This window comes from Dyella terrae, assembly GCF_004322705.1.
In the GTDB taxonomy this organism is placed as follows: domain Bacteria; phylum Pseudomonadota; class Gammaproteobacteria; order Xanthomonadales; family Rhodanobacteraceae; genus Dyella_D; species Dyella_D terrae.
This window is the reverse complement of sequence record NZ_SIZZ01000001.1, coordinates 2370691-2396074: the sequence shown is the minus strand read 5'-3', so window position 1 is coordinate 2396074 and position 25384 is coordinate 2370691. Positions and strand designations below refer to the sequence as shown.

Sequence of the window (25384 nt, the reverse complement as noted above, 5' to 3'; positions counted from 1 at the left end):
CCATGATGCGCAAACGCCGCTCGATCAAAGATGCCCGCAGTGAAGTCTCGCTGTTTCGGGTGCGCGCGCTCGTGGGATTCGTGCTGATCCTGATCGGCCTGTCGGTCATGGTCAGCCGCTACGTCTACCTGCAGGTCCAGCGGAACGACGAGTTCGTGACGCGTTCGGACAACAATCGCGTGAAACCGCGCGCGATCCCGCCCGCTCGCGGCCTCATCTTCGATCGCAACGGCGTGCTGCTGGCCGACAACGTGCCGGCGTTCCGCCTTGAAGTGGTGCCCGAGCAGGTCCCCGACATGAAGGCCATGCTGGCCAGCATCGGCTCGGTGATTCCGGTCGGCGAGGACGACATCGATGCCTTCAAGAAGCAGCTCAAGCAAAGCCGTCGCTTCGAGAGCGTGCCGCTCAAGCTGCGCCTCACCGAAGACGAGATCGACCGCTTCGCCGTCAATCGCTGGCGATTCCCGGGTCTGGACGTGGTGCCTTACCTCACCCGTCGTTATCCGTATGGCGCGCTGTTCGCGCACGTGATCGGCTATGTCGGCCGCATCGACGCCGACGACCTCAATCGCCTCGATCCGGTGCGCTACAAAGGCACCACGCATGTGGGCCGCAGCGGCCTGGAGCGTTCGTACGAAGACATGCTGCACGGCACGCCAGGCTACGAACTGGTGGAGGTCAATGCCGACGGCCGCACTCAGCGTGTGCTCGAAACGCATCCTCCCGTGCCCGGCAAGAACGTCTACCTGAGCATCGATGTGCGCGTGCAGCGCGCCGCCACGGAGGCCTTCGACGGTCGCCCCGGTGCCGCCGTGGCCATCGATCCGCGCAATGGCCAGGTGCTGGCCATGGTCAGCGTGCCCAGCTTCGATCCGAACCTCTTCGTCAATGGCATCGGCCACGCTGATTACCAGTCGCTGACCGAAGCCGTCGATCGCCCGCTTTACAACCGCGCGCTGCGCGGCGTGTATCCGCCGGGCTCCACGGTGAAACCTTTCCTGGCGCTCGGCGGCCTCGAATACGGCCTGCGTCGCCCTGAAGACACCGTGCTCTCGACGGGCGAGTTCTGCATTCCCGGCCAGTCGCGCTGCTATCGCGACGACAAGCGCGGCGGCGATGGCACGGTCAACATGGTGCGCGCCATCCAGCTGTCGACCAATACCTACTTTTACAAGCTCGCGATCGACATGGGCATCGATCGCCTGAGTGGTTGGATGTCCCGCCTTGGCTTCGGCAGCAAGACCGGCATCGACCTGCTGGGCGAAGCCGAAGGCATCCTGCCGTCGCGCGAGTGGAAGGCCACGCGCAGCAAGTCGGGCTGGTTCCCGGGCGAGACCATCATCGCCGGCATCGGCCAGGGCTACTGGGCCGTCACGCCACTGCAGCTCGCCCATGCGACGGCCACGCTTGCCGGGCGCGGTACGCCGTATGCACCGCGACTGGTGATGGCCACGCAGGCGAGCGTGAAGGATCCCAAGGATCCCTTGCCCAACCCGGCGGGCCAGAGCCTCATCCACAAGCCCTCCGACTGGAACGTGATCAACCAGGGCATGGAAGCGGTGATCACCGGTGGTACGGGCCAGAAGCAGTTCATCGGCTTCCCGCTGGTCGTCGCGGGCAAGAGCGGCACGGCCGAGCGCTTCTCGCGTCGTACCAACGACTACGACAACAACAAGAACACCGCATACCTCGCGGCGCGCCACCGCGCCTGGTTCATCGCCTACACGCCCACCGACGCCCCGCGCATTGCCGTTTCGGCCCTGCTTGAAGCCGGTGCCTGGGGTGCGCAGGATTCGGGCCCGATCGTGCGCCGCATTCTCGAAGCCTGGATGGCAAGCGAGGGTGGGGCCGTACCGGCTCGCCCGACGGAAGAGCCGCCGACCAGCGTGCCACGCGCAGCACCCGTGCCCGAACCTGAGCCCGATGACATCGAAGATCAGCCCGTCGCGACGCCAGCTGACATGCCTGCGGCGCGCCCGTCCGACACCAGCAACAACCCATCGGACGACGGAGGCTCACCGTGATCGATACCCTGCAGGTCCGCCTCGGCCGCACGCTCCGCCGCATCATGACGCGGCCGCGCATCGATCTTCCCCTCGCGGGCGGGTTGTTCCTGCTTGCGATGGTGGGGCTGGTCACGCTGTACAGCGCTGGTGGCGGCAACATGTCGCTTGTCGGCGGCCAGGCAGGACGCTTCGTGCTGGGCGCCGGTCTGTTGCTGCTGATTTCGCGCATCCCGCCGACCGTACTGCGCAGTTGGACGCCATGGCTCTATGTCGCCAGCACCGGCCTGCTGGTTGTCGTAGCCCTGCTCGGTGAAGGTCGAGGCGCGTATCGCTGGCTTGATCTTGGCGTGATGCGCTTCCAGCCATCGGAACTCCTCAAGCTCACCATGCCGATGATGGTGGCCTGGTACCTGCATCCGCGCCAGTTGCCGCCGAGTTGGAAAGACATCATCGTCGTCGGCATCCTCATCGCGATTCCCGCCGGCCTGATCGCCGAGCAGCCCGACCTCGGTACGGCATTGCTCGTCGCCGGCGCCGGTGCCTTCGCGCTGTTCCTGTCGGGCATGGCGTGGTGGAAGATCGGCAGCCTGCTCGCCGTTGTCGGCGGCATGATTCCCGTTGCCTGGCACTTCCTGCACGAATACCAGCGCAATCGCGTGCGCACTTTGCTCGATCCCGAATCCGATCCGCTTGGCAACGGCTGGCACATCATCCAGTCGCAGATCGCCGTCGGTTCCGGCGGCATGTTCGGCAAGGGCTGGCAGCACGGCACGCAGTCGCGCCTGGACTTCCTGCCTGAGCACACCACGGACTTCGTGTTCGCCGTGTTCTCCGAGGAGTTCGGCCTGGTCGGCGTCATCGCCATCGTCTTGCTGTACGCCTTCATCATCGGCCGTTGCCTGTGGATCGCGATGGAAGCGCGCGATACGTACTCGCGTTTGCTCGCCGGCGCGATCGGCATGAGTTTCTTCGTCTACGTTTTCGTAAACGGCGGCATGGTCGCCGGTATGTTGCCGGTCGTCGGCGTGCCGATGCCGCTGGTGAGTTATGGCGGTACCTCGGCGGTGTCGTTGCTTACCGGCTTCGGCGTGCTGATGTCGATCCACGCCAACCGCAAAGTTCATTAGTAAGGCCGCTCACTTCGTTCGCTGTGAGGCCGGCCGCTGCGCGGCCTGTGAACAGTAAACGGAGTAAAGCGCGCGAGGTATCAGGGTACGGGTTTTTCTCTGTTCACTGTTTACCGCTTACAGGCCACGCAGTGGCCGGCCTCACAGCGAACGCAGCGGTCGACTTCACCCGTTCTTCTCCCCGCATCCGCTATCCAACGGCCTCCGGCCCGAGGAGAGCGAGATGCCATCCAAGCCAGAGTCCCCTTCGCGTCGTGTGTTCTTGCGACAGTCGCTGACGGCCGTACCTGCTGTCACATTACTTGGACCAGGTGCGCTCGCTGCACCAACGGCTGCCGCGGCACCGACCGCCGCAGCTGCCGACTACGCGCCGCGCTATTTCACGCAGCCCGAGTGGGACTTCATCAAGGCCGCCGTCGATCGACTGATTCCTTCCGATGCCGACGGCCCGGGTGCCGTTGAGCTGGGTGTGCCGGAATTCCTCGATCGCGAAATGGAAGGTGCCTATGGCCATGGCGGCTACTGGTACATGCAAGGCCCCTTCGTTCCGGATACGCCGCCGACGCTGGGTTATCAATTGCGCTACACGCCGCGCGAGTTTTATCGCGCCGGCATCGCCGCCGTTGACGCGTGGTGCAAGGGCCAGCACGGCAAGCACTTCGCCGAACTCACGCCGGAGCAACGCGACGATGTCTTGCATCAACTGGAGAAAAACCAGATCCAGCTGAAGGACGTTCCCGCTGGCATGTTCTTTTCACAACTGCTGACCAACACCAAGGAAGGCTATTTCTCCGACCCCATGTACGGCGGCAACAAGCAAATGGGTTCATGGAAACTCATCGGCTTCCCCGGTGCGCGCGCTGATTTCGCGGACTGGAGCGAGCAACCCGGCAAGCCCTATCCCTTTGGCCCGGCTTCGATTCGCGGGGACAAGACATGACGCGCATGAAACCCGTCGATGTAGTGATCGTCGGCTTCGGCTGGACTGGCGCGATCCTTGGCATGGAGCTGGCCGAAGAGGGCGTCAACGTGCTCGCGCTGGAACGCGGCAGTTACCAGGACACCTCGCCCGACTGGATCTACCCAAATATCGCCGATGAGCTGGCGTATGGCATTCGCGGCAAACTATTCCAGCCACTCTCGCGCGAAACCGTCACCATCCGCCACGCCTTGAGCGAAACGGCGGTGCCCTATCGTCAGTACGGCTCCTTTCTTTTCGGCAACAACGTCGGCGGCGCGGGTACGCACTGGAACGGCCAGCACTACCGGCCGTCACCCGAAGACATGGCCTTCGAAAGCCATATCCGCCAACGCTACGGCGCGAAGTTCATGCCGTCGGACATGCAGATCCAGGATTACGGCGTCAGCTACGACGAGCTGGAGCCTTTCCTCGATCAGTTCGAATACCTCTGCGGGACGTCGGGCCAGGCGGGTAATTTGAACGGCACCATCCAGGACGGCGGCAATCCCTTCGAAGGCGTGCGCAAGCGCGCATACCCCAATCCGCCCGTCGCCACGACCTACGGCGCGCAGCTGTTCGCCGATGCCGCCAAAAGCCTGGGCCATCATCCTTTTCCGCAGCCGGCGTCCAATGCGTCGCGGCCTTATACCAATCCGTACGGTGTGCGCCTGGGGCCATGCAATCTATGCGGCTATTGCGAGCGCTTCGGTTGCTACATGTACTCCAAAGCCTCGCCGCAAACGACGATCCTTCCCGTGCTGATGCGTCGCTCCAACTTCGAGCTGCGCACCAACAGCCACGTCATCAAGGTGAACCTCGACAGCACGGGAAAGAAAGCTACCGGTGTGACCTACATCGACGCGCAGGGCAGGGAAGTCGAACAGCCCGCCGACCTGGTCATCGTCGCCGCGTTCCAGATGCACAACGTGCGCCTGATGCTGCTGTCGGGCATTGGCACGCCGTACGACCCGAACACCGGCAAGGGCGTCATCGGCAAGAACTACGCGTACCAGATGATGAGCAGCATGTCGTTGTTCTTCGATCAGGACACGCACATCAATCCGTTCATCGGCGCGGGTGCGGGCGGTTCGCAGATCGTGGATGAGTTCAACTCCGATCACTTCGATCATGGCCCGTACGGATTCGTCGGCGGCGCCTACATCCTTGGCGGACAAACCGGTGGGCGTCCCATCCAGCAACTCGCGGTGCCACCCGGTACGCCCGGCTGGGGCTCGGCCTGGAAACGCGCCGCGCGCGACAGTTATCGACACACGCTGAGCATGCAGACGCATGGCTCCGTCATGGCCTATCGCGATCGCTATCTGGATCTCGATCCGACTTACAAAGATGCCTACGGCCAGCCCCTGCTGCGCATCACCTTCGACTGGCACGACAACGAATACAAAATGTCGCGCTACGTCACCGATCGCATGCTTGAGATCGCTGGCGCGCTGAACCCGAAACCCAAACAGCAATCGGTCACCATCCGCCAGTCCGGCGATCACTACGACATCCGTCAATACCAGACCACGCACACCACCGGCGGCGTGATCATGGGCAAGGATCCCCAGACCAGCGCACTCAACCGCTTCCAGCAAAGCTGGGACGTGCCGAACGTGTTTGTGACCGGCGCTTCCGCGTTCCCGCAGAACCTGGGCTACAACCCCACCGGCTTGATTGGCGGTCTCACCTACTGGGCGGCCAAAGCCATCCGTGAGACCTACCTGAAGAACCCCGGCCCGATGGTGCAGTCATGAACACGCAACGGCGTTCCCGCGGCGGTCGCGGCTGGCTGACCGCGTTGATCGTGATCATCGTGCTGGTGCTGCTGGCATGGCTCGCTACCAAGGTTTTCCGGGGCGGCGGCGATCCCGGCGCGAACCTGCCCACACCCGTCACCGATGCCATGGTGAAACAAGGCGAATACCTCGCCCGCGCCGGCGACTGCGCGGCCTGCCACACCGCGCCCGGCGGCAAGCCCTTCGCTGGCGGCCTGCCCATGGCCTCGCCGGTCGGCACCATCTACAGCAGCAACATCACGCCCGATCCGACAACGGGCATTGGCGACTACACCTATGGCGACTTCGAGCGTGCCGTGCGTCGCGGCATCTCGCGCGAAGGCCGCACGCTCTATCCGGCCATGCCGTATCCGTCGTACTCGCGGGTCAGCGACCAGGACATCCAGGCGCTGTATGCCTACTTCACCAAGGCCGTAGCGCCGGTCCAGCAGGCCAATCGCAAGACGGACATCCCCTGGCCGCTGTCGATGCACTGGCCGCTCACCTACTGGCGCTGGTTCTTCGCCCCGAAGGTCGAGCCGGCCACGACGCCCGCGCCGGATGCGGTGGTCGCCCGTGGCGCCTATCTCGTCGAAGGCCTCGGCCATTGCGGTGCCTGCCACACGCCGCGCGCGATCACGCTGCAGGAAAAGGCGCTCAGCGATCACAACGGCAAGGTCTATCTGAGCGGCGGCGAGAGCGATAACTGGATCGTCCCCAGTCTGCGCGGTGAGCCCGCCACGGGCCTGGGCAGCGTCAGCGAGAAGGAGCTGGTCACCTTGCTGCGCGACGGGCGCGGCGAGCGTTCGGCGACGTTTGGCGGCATGGCCGACGTCGTCGAACACAGCACGCGTTTCATGAATGACGACGACCTGACTGCCATCGCCCGCTATCTGAAGGCCCTCACACCCGCCCGGGAAGAGACGGCGATTACCTACGATGACGCCGCGCACCAGGCGCTCAAGCAGGGCAACGTGGCCGCCACGGGCGCGCAGCTCTACGTCGACAACTGCGCCGCCTGCCATCGCACCGACGGCAACGGCTACGGCGAGGTCTATCCGGCCCTGGCCGGCAATCCGGTGGTCAATGGCGACCGTCCTGGCTCGCTGATCCGCATGGTCCTCCACGGCGGCACCATGCCGATCGGGCGCGAAGCCCCCGCGCAGTTCACGATGCCGCCCTTCGACCATCGCCTCACTGACGAGCAGGTGGCGCAGGTGGTGACCTTCATCCGCACGAGCTGGGGCAATCGTGGTGCGGCGGTGACCGCGGCGCAGGTGCACGAGATGCGCGGCAAAGTGGGCGAGGGCAAGGCCGGCATGACGGCTTACGATCCGCGACGATCCGCCGAATGACGCGCGACGCAGGGATGCGTCGCCTTCGCCGCACTGCATTTTTCGCGGGAACCGTGCATTTTTCCGCCATCTTCCCGCCCTGACATGGCAAGCGATTTCATCGCGACACCGTGCTAGGCTTGCTCGCGGCAATCCGCAGGCGTGTTTCCCTACATGAAGTTGACCCGTTCGCGTACGTTCCGCATCTTCGCGGCCCTCTTTTTGAGCGCGCTCGGTTCCCCGTCCTTCGCCGAAACCCACCCTGGCCAAGCCCAGTTGGTGAACGAAGTGGCGCGCGAGACCGGCAAAAATCCGCAGCAGCTCAATGCGCTGCTGGATGGCGCGAGCAAGCAGCAAAGCATCCTCGATGCGATCAGCCGACCGGCCGAAGCCAAGCCGTGGAAGGACTATCGCCCGATCTTCCTCACCGACAAGCGCATCAACGACGGCGTCGCCTTCTATCGCGAACACCGCGAGCTGCTTGAGCGCATCGGCCAGGAATACGGCGTCCCGCCGGAATACATCGTCGCCATCGTCGGCGTGGAAACCTTCTACGGCCGCAACACCGGCAAGTACAAGGTGCTCGACGCACTGGTGACGCTGGGCCTGTACTACCCGCCGCGCGCCACGTTCTTCCGCGAACAGCTCAAGGTGCTGCTCAGCCTGCCCGACACGCAGTTGGGCGGCCCGCTCGACACGCTGACCGGCTCCTACGCCGGTGCGCAGGGCTGGGGCCAGTTCATGCCGTCCAGCATCCGCGATTTCGCGGTGGACGAAGACCACGACGGCCACATCGACCTGCACGATTCGCTGCCGGACATCTTCGCCAGCGTCGCCAACTACTTCGCCAAGCATGGCTGGGTCACCGGTGGCCCCGTCGCGGCACGCGCGCAGCCCGATGGCGCCGCCAAGCCGATCAGCGTGAAGGATTCCAAACCGCAGTGGGCACTGGAGCAGCTCGAAGCCTGGGGCTATGCGCCGCTGCAGTCCTTCAATCCGGGCATCGACACCAGTCTGCAGACGCTGGAGGGCCCCAATGGCCCGGAATACTGGTTCACCTTCCAGAATTTCTATGTAATTACCCGCTACAACCGCAGCCCGCTTTACGCTTTGGCCGTGCATCAGCTGGCCGAAGCCATCGCCAAGGGCGTGCGTGAAGGATCCAACCCGTGAAGAGGGCCCTTCAGGGGGTGGTCCTCAGCATGGCCGTGTTGGCGTTGGTGGGATGCGGAGGGAACAAGACGCGGGCCGGAAAATCCGGCAGCAGCTATCCGTCCAGCGGTTCGCGCACAAGTGGCGGTAGCAGCAGCGGCGGCAGCACGGCGCGCGGCGGCGTCAACGACGATATTTCCCGCTCGCAGAGCACGCGCTACCGCGACAACAACGACAGCGTGCCTTCGGGCCCGCCGCCGGACATCAGCAAGCTGATCGAACCGGTACCCAAGGTCGAGCCGCGCGCGCTGTACGGCAACAAGTCGCCCTATACGGTGCTGGGCCAGACCTACTCCGTCATGTCCAGCCCGACGGGTTACGTCGAGCGCGGTATCGCGTCGTTCTATGGCAACAAATTCCACGGGTACAAGACGTCGTCCCTTGAGGAATACGACATGTACCAGTTCTCCGCCGCTCACAAGACGCTGCCGCTGCCCAGCTATGCGCGCGTGACCAATCTGGAGAACGGCAAGAGCGTGATCGTGCGCGTCAACGACCGCGGCCCCTTCCACGACAACCGTCTGATCGACCTGTCGTTCGCGGCGGCCGTGAAGATCGGCGTGTGGCCCAAGGGCACCGGCCTGGTCGAAGTCCGCGCCATCACGCCGGGCGAGCCGCTGCAGGACCTGCCGCCGCCCCCGCCGCCGGTGGCCGCAGGCGGGCCCAAACCGGGCATCTACCTCCAGGTGGGCGCCTTCGCCGATGTGAGCAACGCCGAGCGCGTCGCACAGCAGCTGCGATCCGCGAATTTCGCGCCGGTACAGGTGGTGGATGCCCAAATTAACGGTCGTACCGTCCGCCGCGTGCGCGTTGGCCCCCTCGCCGACGTCGATCGCGCGGATGAAGTGACCACACGCATTGAAAATATGGGGCTGCCGCGCCCGCAGGTCGCGGTAGACTGAGACTTTTCGCACATACGGCGCCCGGGCGCCGGAAACACAAGACCGGATTGAAGAGAACGATGACCCTGATGCGCCGTACCCTGTCCACGTTTGCCGTCGCCGCCCTGGTGATCGGCACCGCCTTCGCCCAGCAGACCCCGCCCAAGCCTTCTCCGGTCCCGCGTCCGGTCGTGCCGGAAGCGCCGGTGCCGCCGCCGCCGGATGTGGACGGCAAGAGCTGGGTACTGATGGATTACGCCACCGGCCAGATCCTCGCCTCGAAGGATCCGGACGTGCGCCTGGAGCCGGCCTCCATCACCAAGGTGATGACCGACTACGTCGTCTCGGCCGAAATCGCCAACGGCAAGATCCACATGACCGATCCGGTCACGATCAGCGAAAACGCCTGGCGCGGCGGCGGTGCGGGCACCGACGGCTCCACCAGCTTCCTCAAGCTCAACAGCCAGGTGCCGCTCAAGGACCTGCTGTTCGGCATGATCATCCAGTCCGGCAACGACGCCGCCATCGCGCTGGCTGAGCACACCGCCGGCTCCGAGCCCGCGTTCGCCAACCTGATGAACGCCTACGCCAAGCAGCTGGGCATGGTGAACTCGAACTTCGAGAACGCCTCGGGCTACCCGATCAACAACCACTACACCACCGCCCGCGACATCGCGATCCTGTCGCGCGCGCTGATCCATGACTTCCCCGAGGACTACGCCATCTCGGCGGTGAAGGACTTCGAGTGGAACGGCATCAAGCAGCACAACCGCAACCTGCTGCTGTGGCGCGACCAGACCGTCGACGGCATCAAGACCGGCCACACCGCCGCCGCCGGCTACTGCCTGGCCGCCTCGGCCAAGCAGGGCGACTCGCGCATGATCGCCATCGTCATGGGCGCCGGCAGCGAGAAGGCCCGCGCCGATGCCGCGCTGGCGCTGATGAATTACGGTTTCCGTTTCTACGAAAGCCACAAGCTGTACGACGCCAACCAGCCGCTGGCCACGCCGCGTCTGTGGAAGGGCGCCACGAACACCTTGCCGCTGGGCGTGACCGAGAACGTGCTGGTGACCGTCAAGCGCGGTGACTACGACAAGCTCAAGGCCACCATGGACGTGCCGGCCACGCTGATCGCGCCGTTCACCAAGGGCCAGCAGGTGGGCATGCTGCGCATCACCCTTGACGGCCAGTCGGTGCAGAACGTGCCGCTCGTGGCCTTGAATGATGCGCCGCAGGGCGGCTTCTTCTCCCGCCTGTGGGACAGCATCATGCTGTGGTTCCACAGCGACAAGAAGCCTGACGAAGAAAAGAAGTAAGCGGAGGTTTCACTATGGATCTCGAAGCCATCAAGGCGGCCGACAAGGACAAGGGTTTCCAGTTTCCCGGCGAATTCGAAATCACCGCGATGGGCAACTCCAGCGCGGACCTGCCCAAGCGCGTGCCGCAGATTCTCGAAAGCATCGGCCTGCACGTGCTGCATGAGACGGTGAAGCACCGGCATTCACGCGAAGGCAACTTCCTGTCAGTCACGGTGAGTTTCCGTTGCGACAACCGTGAACAGTACGATCTGGCGCACAGCACCCTGCGCGCCGATCCGGACATCAAGTTCACGCTTTGAGCGATCAGGACAGGGGCGGGCATACCGCCCCTGCTTGTTGATGGCCCGGATTCAACCGGAGCCTTGCAACCGCAGCTGCCGCCCCCTACGTAGATTCGGTTCCCCAGCGATTACGTCCCCATGTCTCTCCCCCTTAAAGTCCGCCGCCTCGGTCGCCAGCCCTACGAGGTGACCTGGAAGGCCATGAGCGCGTTCACCGACGCGCGCGGCCCCGATACGCCCGACGAGCTATGGCTGCTCGAGCACGATCCGGTGTTTACCCTCGGCCAGGCCGGCAAGATGGAGCACGTGCTGGCGCCCGGCGATATCCCGGTCGTGCCGGTGGATCGCGGCGGGCAGGTGACCTATCACGGCCCCGGCCAGATCGTCGGATACCCCCTGATCGACCTGCGCCGCGCCGGCGTGGGCGTCCGCGAGCTGGTGACGAAGATCGAGCAGGCCATCATCGATACGCTGGGGCACTGGAACATCGGCGCAGAGCGCCTCGAGGGCGCCCCGGGCGTCTACGTGGCGGGCGCCAAGGTGGCGGCGCTGGGCCTGCGCGTGCGTCGCGGCTGCAGCTTCCACGGCCTGGCCTTCAACGTGGACATGGACCTGGAGCCCTATCACCGCATCAACCCCTGTGGCTACAAGGGTTTGGCGGTCACTCAAGTGCTAGACTTGGGCGGTCCGTCGCGGGTTTCGGACGTCGAGGACGCGCTGGTGGAGGAGTTCGCCCGCCAGTTCGACTTCGCGATCGAAGCCGCTGACCCGGTCATCCCCGTTCTTTCCCCCGAACTCCGCGCTCGCGCAGCGGTCTGAGCTTGTCTACATGAGCGAAATTTCCACCACCAAGGCCATCCCGATCAGCGTCGTCAGCGGCGCGCCTGCGGGTGAAAAACAGTTGGGCAACGACAAGATCGCGCTCAATCGCGCCGGTTTCGATGCCTCGACCCCCGCCTTGCGCAAACCCAGCTGGATCCGCGTGCGCCTGCCGCAGGGCAACGCTGTGCAGCAGCTCAAGGCGCGTCTGCGCGAAAACGCGCTGGTGACGGTGTGCGAGGAAGCCTCGTGCCCGAACATCCACGAGTGCTTCAGCAAGGGCACCGCCACCTTCATGATCCTGGGCGAAGTCTGCACGCGTCGCTGCTCGTTCTGCGACGTGGCTCATGGCCGTCCGGCCCCGCCCGACCCGATGGAGCCGGCGCGCCTGGCCGAGACGATCCGCGACATGCGCCTGCGCTACGTGGTGATCACCTCGGTCGATCGCGACGATCTGCGCGACGGCGGCGCCGAGCATTTCGCCTCGTGCATCCGCGCCGTGCGTCATGCCAGCCCGAACATCAAGATCGAAATTCTCACGCCCGACTTCCGTGGCAAGGGTCGCATGGAGCGTGCGCTGGAAGTCCTCAAGGATTTCCCGCCGGATGTGTTCAACCACAACCTGGAAACCGTGCCGCACCTGTACCGCGAAGTGCGCCCGGGCGCGGATTACCAGTGGTCGCTGGATCTGCTCAAGCGCTTCAAGGCGCAGCATCCGGACGTCCCGACCAAGTCCGGCATCATGCTTGGCCTCGGCGAGACGATGGACCAGGTGCTCGAAACCATGCGCGACCTTCGCGCGCACGACGTCGACATGATCACCATCGGCCAGTACCTGCAGCCCACGCCGCATCATCACCCGGTCGTGCGCTACTGGACACCGGACGAATTCGAAGCGCTGCGCGAAGCCGGTGAGGCGATGGGCTTCGGCCACGTCGCATCCGGCCCGCTCGTGCGCTCGTCGTATCACGCAGACCTGCAGGCCCACGCGGCCGGCGTCACCGAACACGCTTGATCCTCAAGAGTACCTTCATGAAACTGCGCCCAACGCTTGCCCTGCTGCTCGCCTTTACCCTGACCGGTGCGTACGCCCAATCGGCGGCCGACCTGGGCGCCGGCAACGGCGCGCGCAAAGTTTCCTCGCTGCCGTTGAAGCCCACGCCGGATCAGGCCACCGCCGCCAAGCTGTCGGCCGGTTTCCTCACGCGCTTCCATTACGCCGCGCAGCCGCTCGACGACGCGATGTCGGCCAAGATCTACAAGGCCTACTTCGACGCCCTCGACGGCGAGAAGGTGTTCTTCACCCAGGCCGACATGGCCCGTTTCGCGCCGCTGAAGGGTCAGTTCGACGACGCGATCTGGAACCAGGACCTCTCCGGTCCGTTCTCGGTGTTCAACCTGTATGTGCAGCGCGCCGTCGACCGCATGTCCTACGCGCGCAGCCTGCTCAAGGACGGTTTCGATTTCTCGGGCAACGAGAGCTACAACTACGATCGCAAGAAGGCCGACTGGCCGAAGGATCGCGCTGAGCTCGACACCCTGTGGCGCCAGCGCACCATGAACGACTGGCTGCGCCTGAAGCTCGCCGGCAAGACCGACGACGACATCCGCAAGACGCTGGACAAGCGTTACTCCAGCTACATCGATCGCGTGCGACAGCTGGACGGTGAAGACGCCTTCCAGGCCTTCATGAACGCCTACGCCGAATCCACCGATCCGCACACCGATTACCTCGGCCCGCGCGCGGCGGAAAACTTCGACATCTCGATGAAGCTCTCGCTTGAGGGCATCGGCGCCGTGCTGCAGCCGCGCGACGAATACACCCAGGTGCGCGAAGTGGTGCCGGCCGGTCCGGCCGCCAAGTCGGGCAAGGTGCACGTCGGCGACCGCATCGTCGCCATCGGCCAGGGCGACACCGGCCCCATGGTCGATGTCATCGGCTGGCGCCTGGACGACGTGGTCAACCGCATCCGCGGCAAGAAGGACACCACCGTCCGCCTGGAAATCCTGCCCGCCGACGCCGGCCTGGATGGCAAGCACGAGATCGTCACCCTGGTGCGCCAGAAGGTGAGCATCGAAGAGCAGGCGGCCAAGAAGAAGATCCTCGACATCAAGGAAGGCAACGTCACCCGCAAGATCGGCGTGATCGAGCTGCCCACCTTCTACTCGGACTTCGGCGCCCGTCGCGACGGCGACAAGAACTTCAAGAGCGCCACCCGTGACGTCGCCAAGCTGCTGGGTGAGCTCAAGGCCGCTGGCGTCGAAGGCGTGGTCATGGACCTGCGCAACAACGGCGGTGGTTCGCTGACGGAAGCCAACGAACTCACCGGTCTGTTCATCGACAAGGGTCCGGTGGTGCAGGTGCGCGATGCGCGCGGCGCCGTGGACGTGCAGGGCGATGACGAACCGGGCATGTCCTGGAGCGGCCCGATGGCAGTGCTCGTCAATCGTGGTTCGGCCTCAGCGTCGGAGATTTTTGCCGCTGCCATCCAGGATTACGGTCGCGGCCTGATTGTCGGCCAGCCGACCTTCGGCAAGGGCACCGTGCAGAACCTGGTCGACCTCGACCGCTTCGGCAACGGCAACAAGGAAAAGCCGCAGTTCGGCGAGCTGAAGATGACCATCGCGGAGTTCTTCCGCATCAACGGTGGCTCGACCCAGCTCAAGGGCGTCACGCCTGACATCGCGTTCCCCAAGAGCGGCGATGAAAAGGACTTCGGCGAATCCACCTACGACAACGCGCTGCCGTGGACCCAGATCCCGCCGGCCGACTACAAGCCTGTTGCCGATCTCAAGGCCTACCTCGGCCAGCTGCAGAGTAAGCACGACACTCGCGTCGCCAAGGCACCGGGCTGGAAGCTGATGCTCGACGAGCTGGCGCAGTACCGGAAGATGCGCGACAAGACCAGCATCTCCCTCAACCTCGCCCAGCGTCAGGCCGAGCGCAAGGACCAGGATGCCCTCCAGGCTGACTTCCGCGCGCGCCACAAGGCCATCGACGGCGACACCGGCAACGACGATGACCGTGCCTCGCTCGACGACGGCCTCAACGCCAACGAGCGCAGCCTGAAGTCCGAACTCAAGGCCGAGAAGGAAGCCAAGAAGGCGGCCGACCCGCAGCTCGACGAAACCGCGCGCATCCTGTTCGACGCCGTGGGCCTGATCAAGGGTGACTCGAAGCTCGCCGCGGAAGTACTCCCGTACGGCGGCCGCTACTCGGATTCGGCCGTGGCTTCGGGCTCGCCGGAAAAGCCGGCCACGCCTGTCAGCCACTGACCGGACCCCCGGCAGCAAACAAAAAGGGCGGCCCATGGGCCGCCCTTTTTTTTGTGCCTCGCTTCTCTCCGGCAGAGAGAAGCGAGGCACGACGCAAGCCTTACGACTTCTTCGCGTCCTTCATCTTCTTGAGCATCTGCTCTTTCTTCCAGTCCTGGAATTCCTTGAAGTGCGGCATCTCACGCAGCACCTTGCTGCGCGGATCGACGATCACCAACGCACCGGCCGGCGCTTCGATACTGCCTTCGCCGTTGGTCATCGGCACAGTAACGATCTTGTTGTCCACCTGCACGTCGATCGGCATGGGGAACGGCTTGTTCTTGGCCACTTCCCAATGCAGCTTCAGCGTATTGCCCTCGTGCTTCACGTCGAGCTTCGGCAGCGCGGCTTCATACAGGTACACATTGAAGAACCAGCTCAGGTCCTTGCCCGTCACCTTGTTGACGATGTCGATGTAGTCGCGCGTGGTGGCGTAATGCGGCTTGAAGTTGCCCGGCTTCGGATCAGGGCGGCCATAAACCAGGCGACGCACGGTGTCGAAGAACTGCTCGTCGCCGATCATCTGACGCAGCGTGTGCAGCATCAGCGAGCCCTTGTAGTAGATGTCGTTGCCCGGACCATGGTCCGCGTCGTACACCTCGTGCTCGAACTGGCTCTTGCCGGCGACGATCGGGAAGGCGTTCTTCACCATCGTGCGTTCGGTCTGCAGCATGGCGAAGTAGGGCATGTCGCCATAGATGTACTGGCCGTACAGCGGCTGCATGTAGGTGCCGAAGCCCTCATGGATCCACATGTCGTCCCAGTCGGCGTTGGTGACCTGGTTGCCGAACCACTCGTGCGCAAACTCATGCTGCAGCAGCCAGTCGAAATCGAACTCGCTGCGTGGGTAGCCATTGCCGTAGGCATTGAGGGTCTGGTGCTCCATGCCCAGGTGCGGCGTTTCCACCACGCCCATCTTCTCGTCGCCAAACGGATACGGGCCGATCTGCTGCTCGAAGAAATCGATCATGCGCGGGAACTCCGCGAACAGCTTCTTCGCCTGTGCTTCGTGGCCGCGCAGGTACCACATCTGCATCGGGAAGCTGTTGCCGTAGCGGCTCTTGTAATCGGCCTTCAGCACATCGAACGGACCAATATTGATCGAGATCGCGTAGGTGGTCGGGTGCTTGGCGCGCCAGTGATAGGTGTGGTTCGCGCCAGCGTCCTTGATGTCCACCAGAACGCCATTGCCCGGCGCGGCGAGATTCTTCGGCACGGTGATGTAGGTGTCCACCACATCCGGCTTGCCCATCGGCTGATCGATGCACGGCCAGAACAGGTCGCAGCCTTCGCCTTCCACCGCCGTGGCGATCCACGGCTGGCCGTCTTCGGTCTTGGTCCACACGAAGCCGCCATCCCACGGCGCGCGCTGCGCCACGTGCGGCTTGCCGCCGTACTGGATTTCCACCGTCGTCTTGCCACCCTTGGCCAGCGGCTTGGGCAGCGCAATGCGCAGGCGACCTTCCGGATTGCTCCACGCCGACGCCGCGACCGCCTTGCCGTCGAGCTTGATGCTGCCGATCGTCAGGTTGCGGTCCAGGTCCAGCACCAGGGCGTCCGTCGCTTCGCGCGCGGTGAAGGTCAGGCGGGCGGTGGCGTCGATCGTCTGCTTCGGGATATCGAAACCGAAATGCAGTTCCGCATGATCGAAATTCACGCGCTGCTGCTCCACCGGCATCGTGCCGCCGGAGTGCTGCGTCATCTCGGTGATCGGGGGCTGCGCAGGCGCCTTGGTGGCAGTGTCCTGGGCCCATGCGGCAGAGGTGCCAAGCACGGCGGCCAGGCCAAGGGCGAGAAGACGGGGACGCGGTTTCGTCATGGTGGGGACCAGTTGTCGGGACAAACCCGCAGGATGGCAGTGAAGCGGGGCGGGGCGACTGCGCCGAAAGTCATGGGTGCCTGCCATGGCAGTTTTTGGACGCCCCGGCAAATACCATGAAACGTCTGATGCACCCGCGTCCCATGCAGTCCTTTCGCATTGACGCTTCCTCACCCCGGCGCTACGCTCCCCTTGCCAACGGTGTGCATCCTTCTATCGCGATAGAGAGATGCAATTAAAAGGGAAGCCGGTACGGCCCTCGGGCCAACTCCGGCGCTGCCCCGCAGCGGTGTGTGGAAACGATCCTCGTCACAAGCACTGGCCCAAGAGGGGCTGGGAAGCGACGAGCCTTAGGCGAGGCCACCTGCCTCACGTCCACGAGCCCGAAGACCTGCCCTGGCCGGGAAGCCCTTGGCTTCCTGTCTGACCTGGAGCTTCCGAGGGGGAGCGGCTGGGGCGCGACGCCACCTTTCGTGGCGGCCGCCTCCGTGCGCGTCCTCGCAAGCCCGGTTCGCCCGCGGGGGCGAAGGTCGCTTGCGTGGCTGTCGTTCCTGGCGAAACAGCGCGCAGTTCCTTCGTTCCTCATTCACCACGAATCGAGGAATTGCAGTCATGACGCTTGTTACCAACCTCGGCTTCCCACGCATGGGAGCCCGCCGCGAACTCAAGCAGGCGCTGGAAACTTTCTGGCGCGATCCATCCACGCGTGAGTCGCTGCTCGCCACCGCGCGCGACTTGCGCATCCGCCACTGGCGACTGCAACAGGACGCTGGCGCCAACGTCGTTCCTTCCAACGACTTCTCGCTCTACGACCATGTACTCGACACCGCCTTCCTGGTCGATGCCATCCCCGAACGCTACCGCTCGCTGGCCGACGCCGATGCGCTGGACGGCTACTTCGCCATGGCTCGCGGCGTGCAGCGCGATGGCGTCGACGTGCACGCGATGGAGATGACCAAGTGGTTCGACACCAACTACCACTACATCGTCCCCGAGCTGCACGCCGGCCAGGACTTCCGCCTGCGTCACGAAGGGCCCGTCGACACCTTCCTTGAAGCGAAGGCGCATGGCTTCGACGCGCGGCCCGTCCTGCTGGGCCCCGTGAGTTTTCTTCTGCTGGCCAAGACCACCGATGGCAGTGACACCCTGGACCTGCTTGAGCGCCTCCTTCCCGCTTACGCCAGGCTCCTTGCCCGTCTCGCCGAGGCGGGTGCCGAGTGGGTGCAGATCGACGAGCCCTGTCTGGTGCTCGACCTGCCTGCCGGCGCCGATGAGGCCTACCGGCAAGCCTACGCACGACTCGCCGCCGGCACGCACCCGAAGATCCTGCTCGCTACGTACTTCGGCGCGCCAGGCGACAACCTGGCACTGACGCACGAACTGCCCGTCGATGGCCTCCATGTCGATCTCGTGCGCGCGCCCGGGCAGCTGGATCACGTTCTCGCAGCGCTTCCGGCAGATCGCATCCTGTCACTCGGCCTCGTCGACGGCCGCAACGTGTGGCGCGCCGACCTCGACATCGCCCTCAAGCACGCGCGACACGCCTGGGAAGTGCTCGGCAAACATCGCGTCTGGCTGGCGCCGTCGTGTTCGCTGCTGCATGTCCCTGTCGATGCCTCACTCGAAAAGTCGCTGCCCGGTGACGTCGGTTCCTGGCTCGCCTTCGCACGCCAGAAGATCGAAGAGCTTCGTGTCGTCATGGACGTATGCAAGGGCCTGGTCACGGCATGCCCCGCGCTCGACGATGCCCGCGAACGTATCGCTGCGCGTCGCGCATCGCTGCGGGTGCACCGCCCCGAGGTCGCCTCGCGCCTCAAGGCCGTCACGGCAAAGAATGCCCAACGCGAAAGCGCGTTCCCCGCGCGCCAGTCGGCGCAGCAAGCTCGCCTGCGCCTGCCGCTCTATCCCACCACCACCATCGGCTCCTTCCCGCAGACCCATGAAGTGCGCGAGGCCCGCGCCATGGTCAAGTCCGGCAAGCTCAGCCAAGCGGACTACGACACCTTCCTCGCCGAGCAAACCGCCCACTGCGTGCGCTTCCAGGAAGAGATCGGCATCGATGTGCTCGTGCACGGCGAGTTCGAGCGCAACGACATGGTCGAGTACTTCGGGGAGCAACTGGACGGCTTCGTCTTCACGCGCCACGGCTGGGTGCAAAGCTACGGCTCGCGCTGCGTCAAGCCGCCCATCATCTACGGCGACGTGCAGCGTCCGGCACCCATGACCGTGCGCTGGTCGTCCTACGCGCAGTCGCTCACGTCGCGCCCGATGAAGGGCATGCTCACCGGCCCCGTGACCGTGTTGCAGTGGTCGTTCGTGCGTGATGACCAGCCGCGCGAAGCCACCTGCCGACAGCTGGCGCTGGCGCTGCGTGACGAAGTGCTGGATCTCGAAGCCGCTGGCATCGGCGTCATCCAGATCGACGAGCCCGCCTTGCGCGAAGGCCTGCCACTACGCCGCAAGGACTGGGCCTCGTACCTGGCGTGGGCCGTCGAGAGCTTCCGCCTCACCGCCGCAGGCGTGGCCGACGCGACGCAGATCCACACCCACATGTGCTACTCGGAATTCAACGACATCATCGAGGCCGTCGCCGCCATGGACGCGGACGTCATCTCCATCGAGACCTCGCGCTCGCGCATGGAACTGCTCGATGCCTTCGTGAAGTTCCGGTACCCCAACGACATCGGCCCGGGCGTCTATGACATCCACTCGCCGCGCGTGCCGGATGTCGCCGAAATGGTCGGCTTGCTGGAGAAGGCCAGCGACGTGCTGAAACCCGAACAGATCTGGGTGAATCCCGATTGCGGCCTGAAGACCCGCGGCTGGCCGGAAACACGTGCCGCGCTGGTGGCTCTGGTGGAAGCCGCCCGTCACCTGCGCGCGCAGGCTGGCGAGGGCGCCGAAGCCACCGAAGAAAAACGCGCCTGAGCACCCTCAGTCGCCCTGAAACACGAAGCGGTCCCCTTCAGGGGGACCGCTCCGCCAAACATGCTCAGCGGGCGTAACGCTGCTGCAGGAACGTGAAGAAGGCACGCACGCCCATCGCTTCGCCACCACGCGGGCGGCCCGGGCGATCGGCATCGTTCCATGCGTACGTATCCAGGTGCATCCACGCCTGGTCTTCCGGCACGAAACGCTCCAGGTACAAGGCCGCCGTAATCGCACCGGCATGACGCGACGGGCCGGCATTGGCGAAGTCCGCCAGGTATGACTCCAGCATCTTCCGGTACGGACGCCACAACGGCAGCTGCCACAGCGGATCGTTGACCTTGCGGCCGTCGGCCAGCACGGCATCGACCAGGTCCTGGCGATTGGCGAACAGCGCCGGCAGATCCGGGCCGAGCGCCACGCGCGCGGCACCCGTCAGCGTGGCGAAGTCGACGATCAGATCGGGCTTGTGCTCGCTCGCGTAAGCCAGCGCATCGCACAACACCAGGCGACCTTCGGCGTCGGTGTTGTCGATCTCCACGCTGTGACCGGCGCGCGTGATCACCACTTCACCCGGGCGCAGCGCGTTGCCGCTCACCGCGTTCTCCACCGCCGGGATCAGCAGCGTCAGCCGCACCGGCAACTTCGCTTCCATCACCAGCTGCGCCAGCGCGATCGCATGCGCGGCACCGCCCATGTCCTTCTTCATCCAGCGCATGCCGTCGGCCGGCTTCAGATCCAGGCCGCCGGTGTCGAAACACACGCCCTTGCCAATGATCGCCAGCTTCGGATCGCTGGCCTTGCCCCAGCTCAGCTCGATCAGGCGCGGTGCGCGATGGCTGGCGCGGCCCACGGCGTGGATGGTGGGGAAATTGTGCTTGAGCAGGTCATCGCCCACCCATTCGCGCACCTTGCCCTTGAAGCGCTTGCCCAGCTGCGCGACAGCATCGGCCAGCTGCTTCGGGCCCATGTCTTCGGTGGGCGTGTTGACCAGGTCGCGCACGTGAGCGGTGGCGTCGATCAGCGGCGTCAGCAGCTTCAGGTCGGCGGCCGATACCGCCAGCTTTGCCGGCGCGCGGCGCGGCTTGCGGTAGCGCGTGAACTCGTAGGCGCCGAAAGCCCAGCCCAGGGCGGCCTGCGTGGTGTCGGCCAGCACGCCCTCGTTGGCCAGCGCATACGTGCCTTCCGGCAACACGCGCGGCAGATGCGCGATCGCGTTGAGGACATCACTGCCATCCACACCGGCCAGCACGCGCACCAGCTTGCCGTTCTCATCGGCGACCAGGGCAAAGCTGCCCGGCGCGGCCACGAAGCCGGAGTCGGCCAGCAGGCGCCGCTGCGGCGCGCTCAGGCGGCGCTTGCAGGCAGCGAGATGGTTGCTGTCGACGGTTTCGAGAAGGACGGTCTGGCGGTCACCGGACTTGCGTTCGATCAGGGCGGACATGGCACTCCAACGGCTCAGTTGCAACGGAAACATTCGTGGAGCGAATGATGCGCGCTTTTGACTGGGAACGGGAGAACGGGGAACCGAGAACTGTGAACGGAAGAGCGGGGAATGGGGAATGGTGAATGGGGTAGAGCGGAGTGCTGACTTTAGTGATTGGTTTTTACGTGGGTGTCCAGCCAGTCGGCCAGGGCGGACATGTCGGGCAGGTCGAGGTCGGGGGCGGGGCCGAGGGCGCCGGGCCAGGGGTGGCGAGAGCGGTTGATCCAGGCGGTGCGGAGGCCGGCGTCGCGTGCACCGACGACGTCCAGTTCCGGATCGTCACCCACGTGCAGGATGTTCGACGGGGCGATGCCCAGCATCTCGGCGGCGGCCGTAAAAATGCGCGGATCGGGCTTGGCGACACCCGTATCCCGCGCGCAGACGTGATGCGCGAAATGCGTGTGGATGCCAATCATCTGCAGGTCGGCGTTGCCGTTGGTCAGGCTGGCAATCGGCCGCAGTGCGGTGATGCGCTCCAGCGCCGGCAGGCTGTCGACGTAAAGCTCCACGCTGTTGCGCGCGGCGAAGTAGATGTTCCACAGCGCCTCGATGGGCGCCTCTTCGATGCCGCAGGCAAGGAACGCGCGCCGCATGGTGAGGTGGCGCTGGGCGGTGAAATCGTGGGCGAGGTCGACGCGCTCGGCGGCGACCTCGGTCCGCAGCGCGCGCATGGCCGGAATGGGCCAGGCGCGCGCCACAGCGGGATAGTGCTGACGCAGATACGCATCCACGTCGCGATCGGCCTTCTCGAGGGCCGGCAGCACCGGCCACAAGGTGTCATCGAGATCCAGCGTCAGCGCGCGGATGCGCATCGATTCATGCATCAGTTCGGGCTCACCTTCAGTACCTGGTCCACCTTCACGCTATCACCCTTGAGGTCATTCCACGACTTCAGGTCCGACACGCTCACCGAATACTTCTTGGCGATGGTGGACAGCGTCTCGCCCTTGGCGACGGTGTGCGTGCCACCGGCGGCCTCGGCCTTCTTGGCGGCGCTTTCGGCGTTACGCGCGTCGAGCGACTGGCGGGCCTGCTGGGTCAGCTCCGAGGTCGGGGCGACGGCAGCGCGAGCGGCGTAGGACGCACCCGGGGCGGACACCTTGGTGGTATCGGCCGTCATCTTCGAGCCCACTTCGGCCAGGATCTTGGCGCGACGCTCCACGTCCATGTCCACCAGCTGCGGTGCATCGGAGAACGGCACCAGCTGGTGCTTCTTGGCGATGTCACGCACGGCGTCGGACTGCACGAATTCCATGAAGGTCTGGATCTGCGCGCCCTTCGGGTTGTTCTGGTTGGTCACCAGGTAGATCGGCATGTACAGCGGGTAGCTGCCATCCGTGACGGTGCCCGTGTTGGCCGGGACGCCGTTGATGGTGACCAGCTTCACCTTGGTGTTGCCGGCGATACCGGCCAGCGTGGTCACGCCCATCGCCTTCGGATCGAGTGTCACGGCCTCTTCGAGCTTGGCGGTGTTCACGTACAGGCGCGGGGCGGCGACCGGCTGGTTGCCGCGGCCGAACACCAGCTTGCGGAAGCTGTACTCGACGCCGTCACCGGGGCTGGCCACGGCGTACAGGTTGATCGGCTCGTCGCGACCACCCACGTCCTTCCAGTTGGTGATCTTGCCGTAGTAGATGTCGTGCACCTGCTTGAGCGTCAGGTTGTTGACCGGGTTGGACGGGTAGGTAATCAGCACCAGCGCGTCCCACGCCACCGGCGTGAAGACCAGGTTGCTCTCGGCGGCCGTATCGGCGCCGCGGGCGCTGCCGGCGAAATCGGCGGTGCCGATGGCCACGGCGTCCAGGCCCGAGGCGGTGTTGAACGGCTGGACTTCGATCTTGCCCTTGCCGGCCTTCTCGTAGGCCTTGGCCACGTCAATCACGATGCCGCGGGCGGTAGCGACGTCACCGCGCCACACCAGGGTGGGAACGGCCGGCGCAGCGGCCTTCTTGGTTTTGGCCTTGGGGGCCGGGTCGGCGTGCAGCGCGGTGGCCGCGCAGACGCCCAGGAGCGCCACCGAAAGGATACGAGCGAGACGGAAGGACATGATGGTTGGAAACCTCGGTTCGACTAGTGAGATTCGCGTACTGCCGTCAATGGGCGCATGCGTAGGAAAAAGCCCCGGTATTTCAGCCGCACGTGTAGGAAACATCAAGCGCGAACACCAGCTTGTACTAGGGAAATGTCCGACATGTGCGAAGCATCGCATCCTTAATTCAGGTTGCTGCGCTGCAACCTGAGTCTGCGCTGTACATATCAGGGCGTTTGCGACGCCATTAGCAGACGCGAAAGCCTTCATCGCGATACCTCCCCCGCCCAGGACGACACCAATGTCAGGGGGAGATGACACAACTCAGTAAGTCGCCCCGCACATCATGAGGCGATAACTGACAGACCGGCCATCGGACGACGGCTCAAGTTGCGGCCCGTGATTTCCGAACCTCCCCGGCAGCATCGGCCGGGGAGGCCGCGAAACGTCCTAGCGAATATCGACGTAACGGACGCCGTCGTCACCCGAAACGATCAGCACCAGCTGGCGCGGATTGATGCCCGCCAGCCGCTTGAGCGTGCTGAGATTGGGAATGCGGGCATTGCCCACGCCAATCACCACGTCGTTGGCACTGAGACCGGCCAGTGCCGCGCGACTCCCGCTGCGCACGTGGCTCACCGCCACGCCCGCCACGCCCTGGCTGCGCAGGTTCTGCGACAACTCGCTGAAGGTCACGCCAGCCAGGCGTGCATCGAGCGTCGCGCCATCCACCGTGGCGAGCTTCTCCGGCGCAAGCGTCGCGGTGATATCGCGGGTCGCGCCGGCCCGTTGGACCGTCAGCTTCACGGTGCTGCCCACCGGCATCAGGCCCTCGGCATTGCGCAGCTCCTGTGCGTTGCGCAGTGGCTTGCCGTCGATGGCGGTGATGACATCGCCGATCTGCAGGTCGGCGCTGTCGGCCGGCGAGCCGGAGCTGACGCGCGTGACCACCGCACCCGACGTGCCCTTAAGCCCCAGCACCTGCGCGATGCGCGGCGTGATGTCCTGCGTCTCCACGCCCAGGTTGCCGCGACTCACCTTGCCGTGGGCGATCAGCTGCTCCATCACATCGCGGCTGAGATTGGTGGGAATGGCGAAGCCGATGCCGACGTTGCCGCCCGACGGCGAGAAAATCATGGTGTTGATGCCGATCAGCTCGCCGCGCAGGTTCACCAGCGCGCCGCCGGAGTTACCCGGATTGATCGAGGCATCGGTCTGGATGAAATTCTGGTACCCCGTGCCGCCCAGCCCCGAACGGCCGAGCGCCGAGACGATGCCTGACGTCACTGTCTGACCCAGCCCGAAGGGATCGCCGACAGCCACTACGAAATCGCCCACACGCAACTTGGCCGAATCCGCCAGGGGCAAGGCCTGCAGATTCGTCGCCTGGATCTGCACCACGGCCACGTCCGTATCCGGGTCGGTGCCGATCAGCTTGCCCTTGAAGTCGCGCCCGTCCTGCAAGGTCACCGTAATGTCGTCGGCGCCGCCGACCACATGGTTATTGGTCAGGATGTAACCCTTGGCCGCATCCACGATCACGCCCGAACCCAGGCTTTGCGCGATGCGCTGGCGCTGGTTGCCGGGCAGGCCGAAGAATTGCCGGAACATGGGGTCGTCGAAGAACGGATCGCGCACCTGCACGCGCGTCTTGGTCGAGATGTTCACCACAGCGGGGGTGACCTTTTCGATCATCGGCGCGAGCGAGGGCAGGGGTTGCCCGTCCACCGACGGCGGCAGGCCCGCCTGGCTGGTCACCGGCACGCCTACGCCCAGCACGAGGGCGAGCAGGGCAGCGAGGGAACGGAAGGTGCGTCGGAACATGCTGACTCCTCAACAATCTGAAACGGCCGGCGTTCGACTCCTCACCGGCACGGACGGTTCCGTCACCTATGGTGTCGGCGCCTCATTTCTCCAAGGCAACGCGCTCAATCAAAACCTCCACCGCACACTCCCCGCGCCGTCATGCCGGCGAAAGCCGGCATCCATAGGCCGCCACATCGTGCACCCACCAGCACGTGTCCGAGCGCGCTCCGCTTCGATCGAACCCAAAGCCCGCCACACACGCCACGCGCCGTCATGCCGGCGA

At 65.0% G+C, this 25384-nt stretch carries 18 protein-coding genes and 1 riboswitch; of the genes, 13 read left to right on the top strand and 5 right to left on the bottom strand.

The window, feature by feature from the left end:
- Nucleotides 1-5 precede the first annotated feature (5 nt).
- The 12 genes from mrdA (at nt 6) to EYV96_RS10775 (ending at nt 14994) form a co-directional block, all read left to right on the top strand.
- Nucleotides 6-2024, top strand: a complete 2019-nt coding sequence (gene mrdA / locus EYV96_RS10830; RefSeq protein ID WP_131151590.1) for a penicillin-binding protein 2 — start codon at nt 6-8, stop codon at nt 2022-2024.
- 44 nt (nt 2025-2068) lie between these two features.
- On the top strand, nt 2069-3133 hold the full coding sequence (gene rodA, locus EYV96_RS10825) for a rod shape-determining protein RodA (RefSeq protein ID WP_425478731.1): 1065 nt from the start codon (nt 2069-2071) through the stop codon (nt 3131-3133).
- 223 nt (nt 3134-3356) lie between these two features.
- Nucleotides 3357-4073, top strand: coding sequence for a gluconate 2-dehydrogenase subunit 3 family protein (locus EYV96_RS10820; protein ID WP_131151418.1), 717 nt, complete (start codon nt 3357-3359; stop codon nt 4071-4073).
- Nucleotides 4070-5851: a GMC family oxidoreductase gene (locus EYV96_RS10815; protein WP_131151417.1), complete on the top strand. Its 1782-nt coding sequence runs from the start codon at nt 4070-4072 to the stop codon at nt 5849-5851. Before EYV96_RS10820 ends, EYV96_RS10815 begins: the two co-directional genes overlap by 4 nt.
- Nucleotides 5848-7227 (top strand): cytochrome c, encoded by a 1380-nt coding sequence (locus tag EYV96_RS10810; protein ID WP_131151416.1) that lies wholly within the window; start codon nt 5848-5850, stop codon nt 7225-7227. The genes EYV96_RS10815 and EYV96_RS10810 overlap by 4 nt, the downstream gene beginning before the upstream one ends.
- 153 nt (nt 7228-7380) lie before the next feature.
- A complete protein-coding gene (gene mltB, locus EYV96_RS10805) occupies nt 7381-8379 on the top strand; it encodes a lytic murein transglycosylase B (RefSeq protein ID WP_131151415.1) in 999 nt (332 codons plus the stop codon).
- Between the two features lie 29 nt (nt 8380-8408).
- A complete protein-coding gene (locus tag EYV96_RS10800) occupies nt 8409-9320 on the top strand; it encodes a septal ring lytic transglycosylase RlpA family protein (protein ID WP_131151589.1) in 912 nt (303 codons plus the stop codon).
- A 59-nt stretch (nt 9321-9379) separates the two neighbouring features.
- Nucleotides 9380-10615 carry a D-alanyl-D-alanine carboxypeptidase family protein gene (locus tag EYV96_RS10795; protein ID WP_131151414.1) on the top strand — a complete coding sequence of 412 codons (1236 nt, stop codon included), beginning with the start codon at nt 9380-9382 and terminating at the stop codon, nt 10613-10615.
- Nucleotides 10616-10629: 14 nt separating this feature from the next.
- Nucleotides 10630-10917 carry a YbeD family protein gene (locus EYV96_RS10790; protein WP_131151413.1) on the top strand — a complete coding sequence of 96 codons (288 nt, stop codon included), beginning with the start codon at nt 10630-10632 and terminating at the stop codon, nt 10915-10917.
- A gap of 120 nt (nt 10918-11037) precedes the next feature.
- The gene (gene lipB / locus EYV96_RS10785; RefSeq protein ID WP_131151412.1) at nt 11038-11718 is read left to right on the top strand and encodes a lipoyl(octanoyl) transferase LipB; all 681 of its coding nucleotides are present in this window, start codon (nt 11038-11040) and stop codon (nt 11716-11718) included.
- 10 nt (nt 11719-11728) lie between these two features.
- The gene (gene lipA / locus EYV96_RS10780; protein ID WP_131151411.1) at nt 11729-12733 is read left to right on the top strand and encodes a lipoyl synthase; all 1005 of its coding nucleotides are present in this window, start codon (nt 11729-11731) and stop codon (nt 12731-12733) included.
- A 17-nt stretch (nt 12734-12750) separates the two neighbouring features.
- Nucleotides 12751-14994 (top strand): carboxy terminal-processing peptidase, encoded by a 2244-nt coding sequence (locus EYV96_RS10775; RefSeq protein WP_131151410.1) that lies wholly within the window; start codon nt 12751-12753, stop codon nt 14992-14994.
- Nucleotides 14995-15094: 100 nt separating this feature from the next.
- On the opposite strand, the gene EYV96_RS10770 is transcribed toward EYV96_RS10775, so the two are convergent.
- The gene (locus EYV96_RS10770; protein WP_131151409.1) at nt 15095-16852 is read right to left on the bottom strand and encodes a M1 family metallopeptidase; all 1758 of its coding nucleotides are present in this window, start codon (nt 16850-16852) and stop codon (nt 15095-15097) included.
- 181 nt (nt 16853-17033) lie between these two features.
- Nucleotides 17034-17265: riboswitch (cobalamin riboswitch) on the top strand.
- Between the two features lie 199 nt (nt 17266-17464).
- Here EYV96_RS10770 and metE point away from each other — a divergent pair.
- Nucleotides 17465-19780, top strand: a complete 2316-nt coding sequence (gene metE / locus EYV96_RS10765) for a 5-methyltetrahydropteroyltriglutamate--homocysteine S-methyltransferase (RefSeq protein ID WP_131151408.1) — start codon at nt 17465-17467, stop codon at nt 19778-19780.
- Nucleotides 19781-19844: 64 nt separating this feature from the next.
- Here the strand turns inward: metE and EYV96_RS10760 are convergent, their stop codons facing one another.
- The 4 genes from EYV96_RS10760 to EYV96_RS10745 all read right to left on the bottom strand — a co-directional run bounded on the left by EYV96_RS10760 (nt 19845) and on the right by EYV96_RS10745 (nt 25119).
- Complete coding sequence (locus EYV96_RS10760; RefSeq protein WP_131151407.1) at nt 19845-21224, bottom strand: leucyl aminopeptidase family protein; 1380 nt, start codon at nt 21222-21224, stop codon at nt 19845-19847.
- Nucleotides 21225-21373: 149 nt separating this feature from the next.
- Nucleotides 21374-22078: an HAD family hydrolase gene (locus tag EYV96_RS10755; RefSeq protein ID WP_131151588.1), complete on the bottom strand. Its 705-nt coding sequence runs from the start codon at nt 22076-22078 to the stop codon at nt 21374-21376.
- 11 nt (nt 22079-22089) lie between these two features.
- Nucleotides 22090-23313: a LysM peptidoglycan-binding domain-containing protein gene (locus EYV96_RS10750; protein WP_131151406.1), complete on the bottom strand. Its 1224-nt coding sequence runs from the start codon at nt 23311-23313 to the stop codon at nt 22090-22092.
- Between the two features lie 432 nt (nt 23314-23745).
- Nucleotides 23746-25119, bottom strand: coding sequence for a DegQ family serine endoprotease (locus EYV96_RS10745; protein WP_131151405.1), 1374 nt, complete (start codon nt 25117-25119; stop codon nt 23746-23748).
- Nucleotides 25120-25384: the final 265 nt, after the last annotated feature.

Coding starts and splice junctions, on each gene's coding strand:
- mrdA (WP_131151590.1), top strand. CDS start 6: ATGCGCAAACGCCGCTCGATCAAAGATGCCCGCAGTGAAGTCTCGCTG.
- rodA (WP_425478731.1), top strand. CDS start 2,069: ATGACGCGGCCGCGCATCGATCTTCCCCTCGCGGGCGGGTTGTTCCTG.
- EYV96_RS10820 (WP_131151418.1), top strand. CDS start 3,357: ATGCCATCCAAGCCAGAGTCCCCTTCGCGTCGTGTGTTCTTGCGACAG.
- EYV96_RS10815 (WP_131151417.1), top strand. CDS start 4,070: ATGACGCGCATGAAACCCGTCGATGTAGTGATCGTCGGCTTCGGCTGG.
- EYV96_RS10810 (WP_131151416.1), top strand. CDS start 5,848: ATGAACACGCAACGGCGTTCCCGCGGCGGTCGCGGCTGGCTGACCGCG.
- mltB (WP_131151415.1), top strand. CDS start 7,381: ATGAAGTTGACCCGTTCGCGTACGTTCCGCATCTTCGCGGCCCTCTTT.
- EYV96_RS10800 (WP_131151589.1), top strand. CDS start 8,409: ATGGCCGTGTTGGCGTTGGTGGGATGCGGAGGGAACAAGACGCGGGCC.
- EYV96_RS10795 (WP_131151414.1), top strand. CDS start 9,380: ATGACCCTGATGCGCCGTACCCTGTCCACGTTTGCCGTCGCCGCCCTG.
- EYV96_RS10790 (WP_131151413.1), top strand. CDS start 10,630: ATGGATCTCGAAGCCATCAAGGCGGCCGACAAGGACAAGGGTTTCCAG.
- lipB (WP_131151412.1), top strand. CDS start 11,038: ATGTCTCTCCCCCTTAAAGTCCGCCGCCTCGGTCGCCAGCCCTACGAG.
- lipA (WP_131151411.1), top strand. CDS start 11,729: ATGAGCGAAATTTCCACCACCAAGGCCATCCCGATCAGCGTCGTCAGC.
- EYV96_RS10775 (WP_131151410.1), top strand. CDS start 12,751: ATGAAACTGCGCCCAACGCTTGCCCTGCTGCTCGCCTTTACCCTGACC.
- EYV96_RS10770 (WP_131151409.1), bottom strand. CDS start 16,852: ATGACGAAACCGCGTCCCCGTCTTCTCGCCCTTGGCCTGGCCGCCGTG.
- metE (WP_131151408.1), top strand. CDS start 17,465: ATGACGCTTGTTACCAACCTCGGCTTCCCACGCATGGGAGCCCGCCGC.
- EYV96_RS10760 (WP_131151407.1), bottom strand. CDS start 21,224: ATGTCCGCCCTGATCGAACGCAAGTCCGGTGACCGCCAGACCGTCCTT.
- EYV96_RS10755 (WP_131151588.1), bottom strand. CDS start 22,078: ATGCGCATCCGCGCGCTGACGCTGGATCTCGATGACACCTTGTGGCCG.
- EYV96_RS10750 (WP_131151406.1), bottom strand. CDS start 23,313: ATGTCCTTCCGTCTCGCTCGTATCCTTTCGGTGGCGCTCCTGGGCGTC.
- EYV96_RS10745 (WP_131151405.1), bottom strand. CDS start 25,119: ATGTTCCGACGCACCTTCCGTTCCCTCGCTGCCCTGCTCGCCCTCGTG.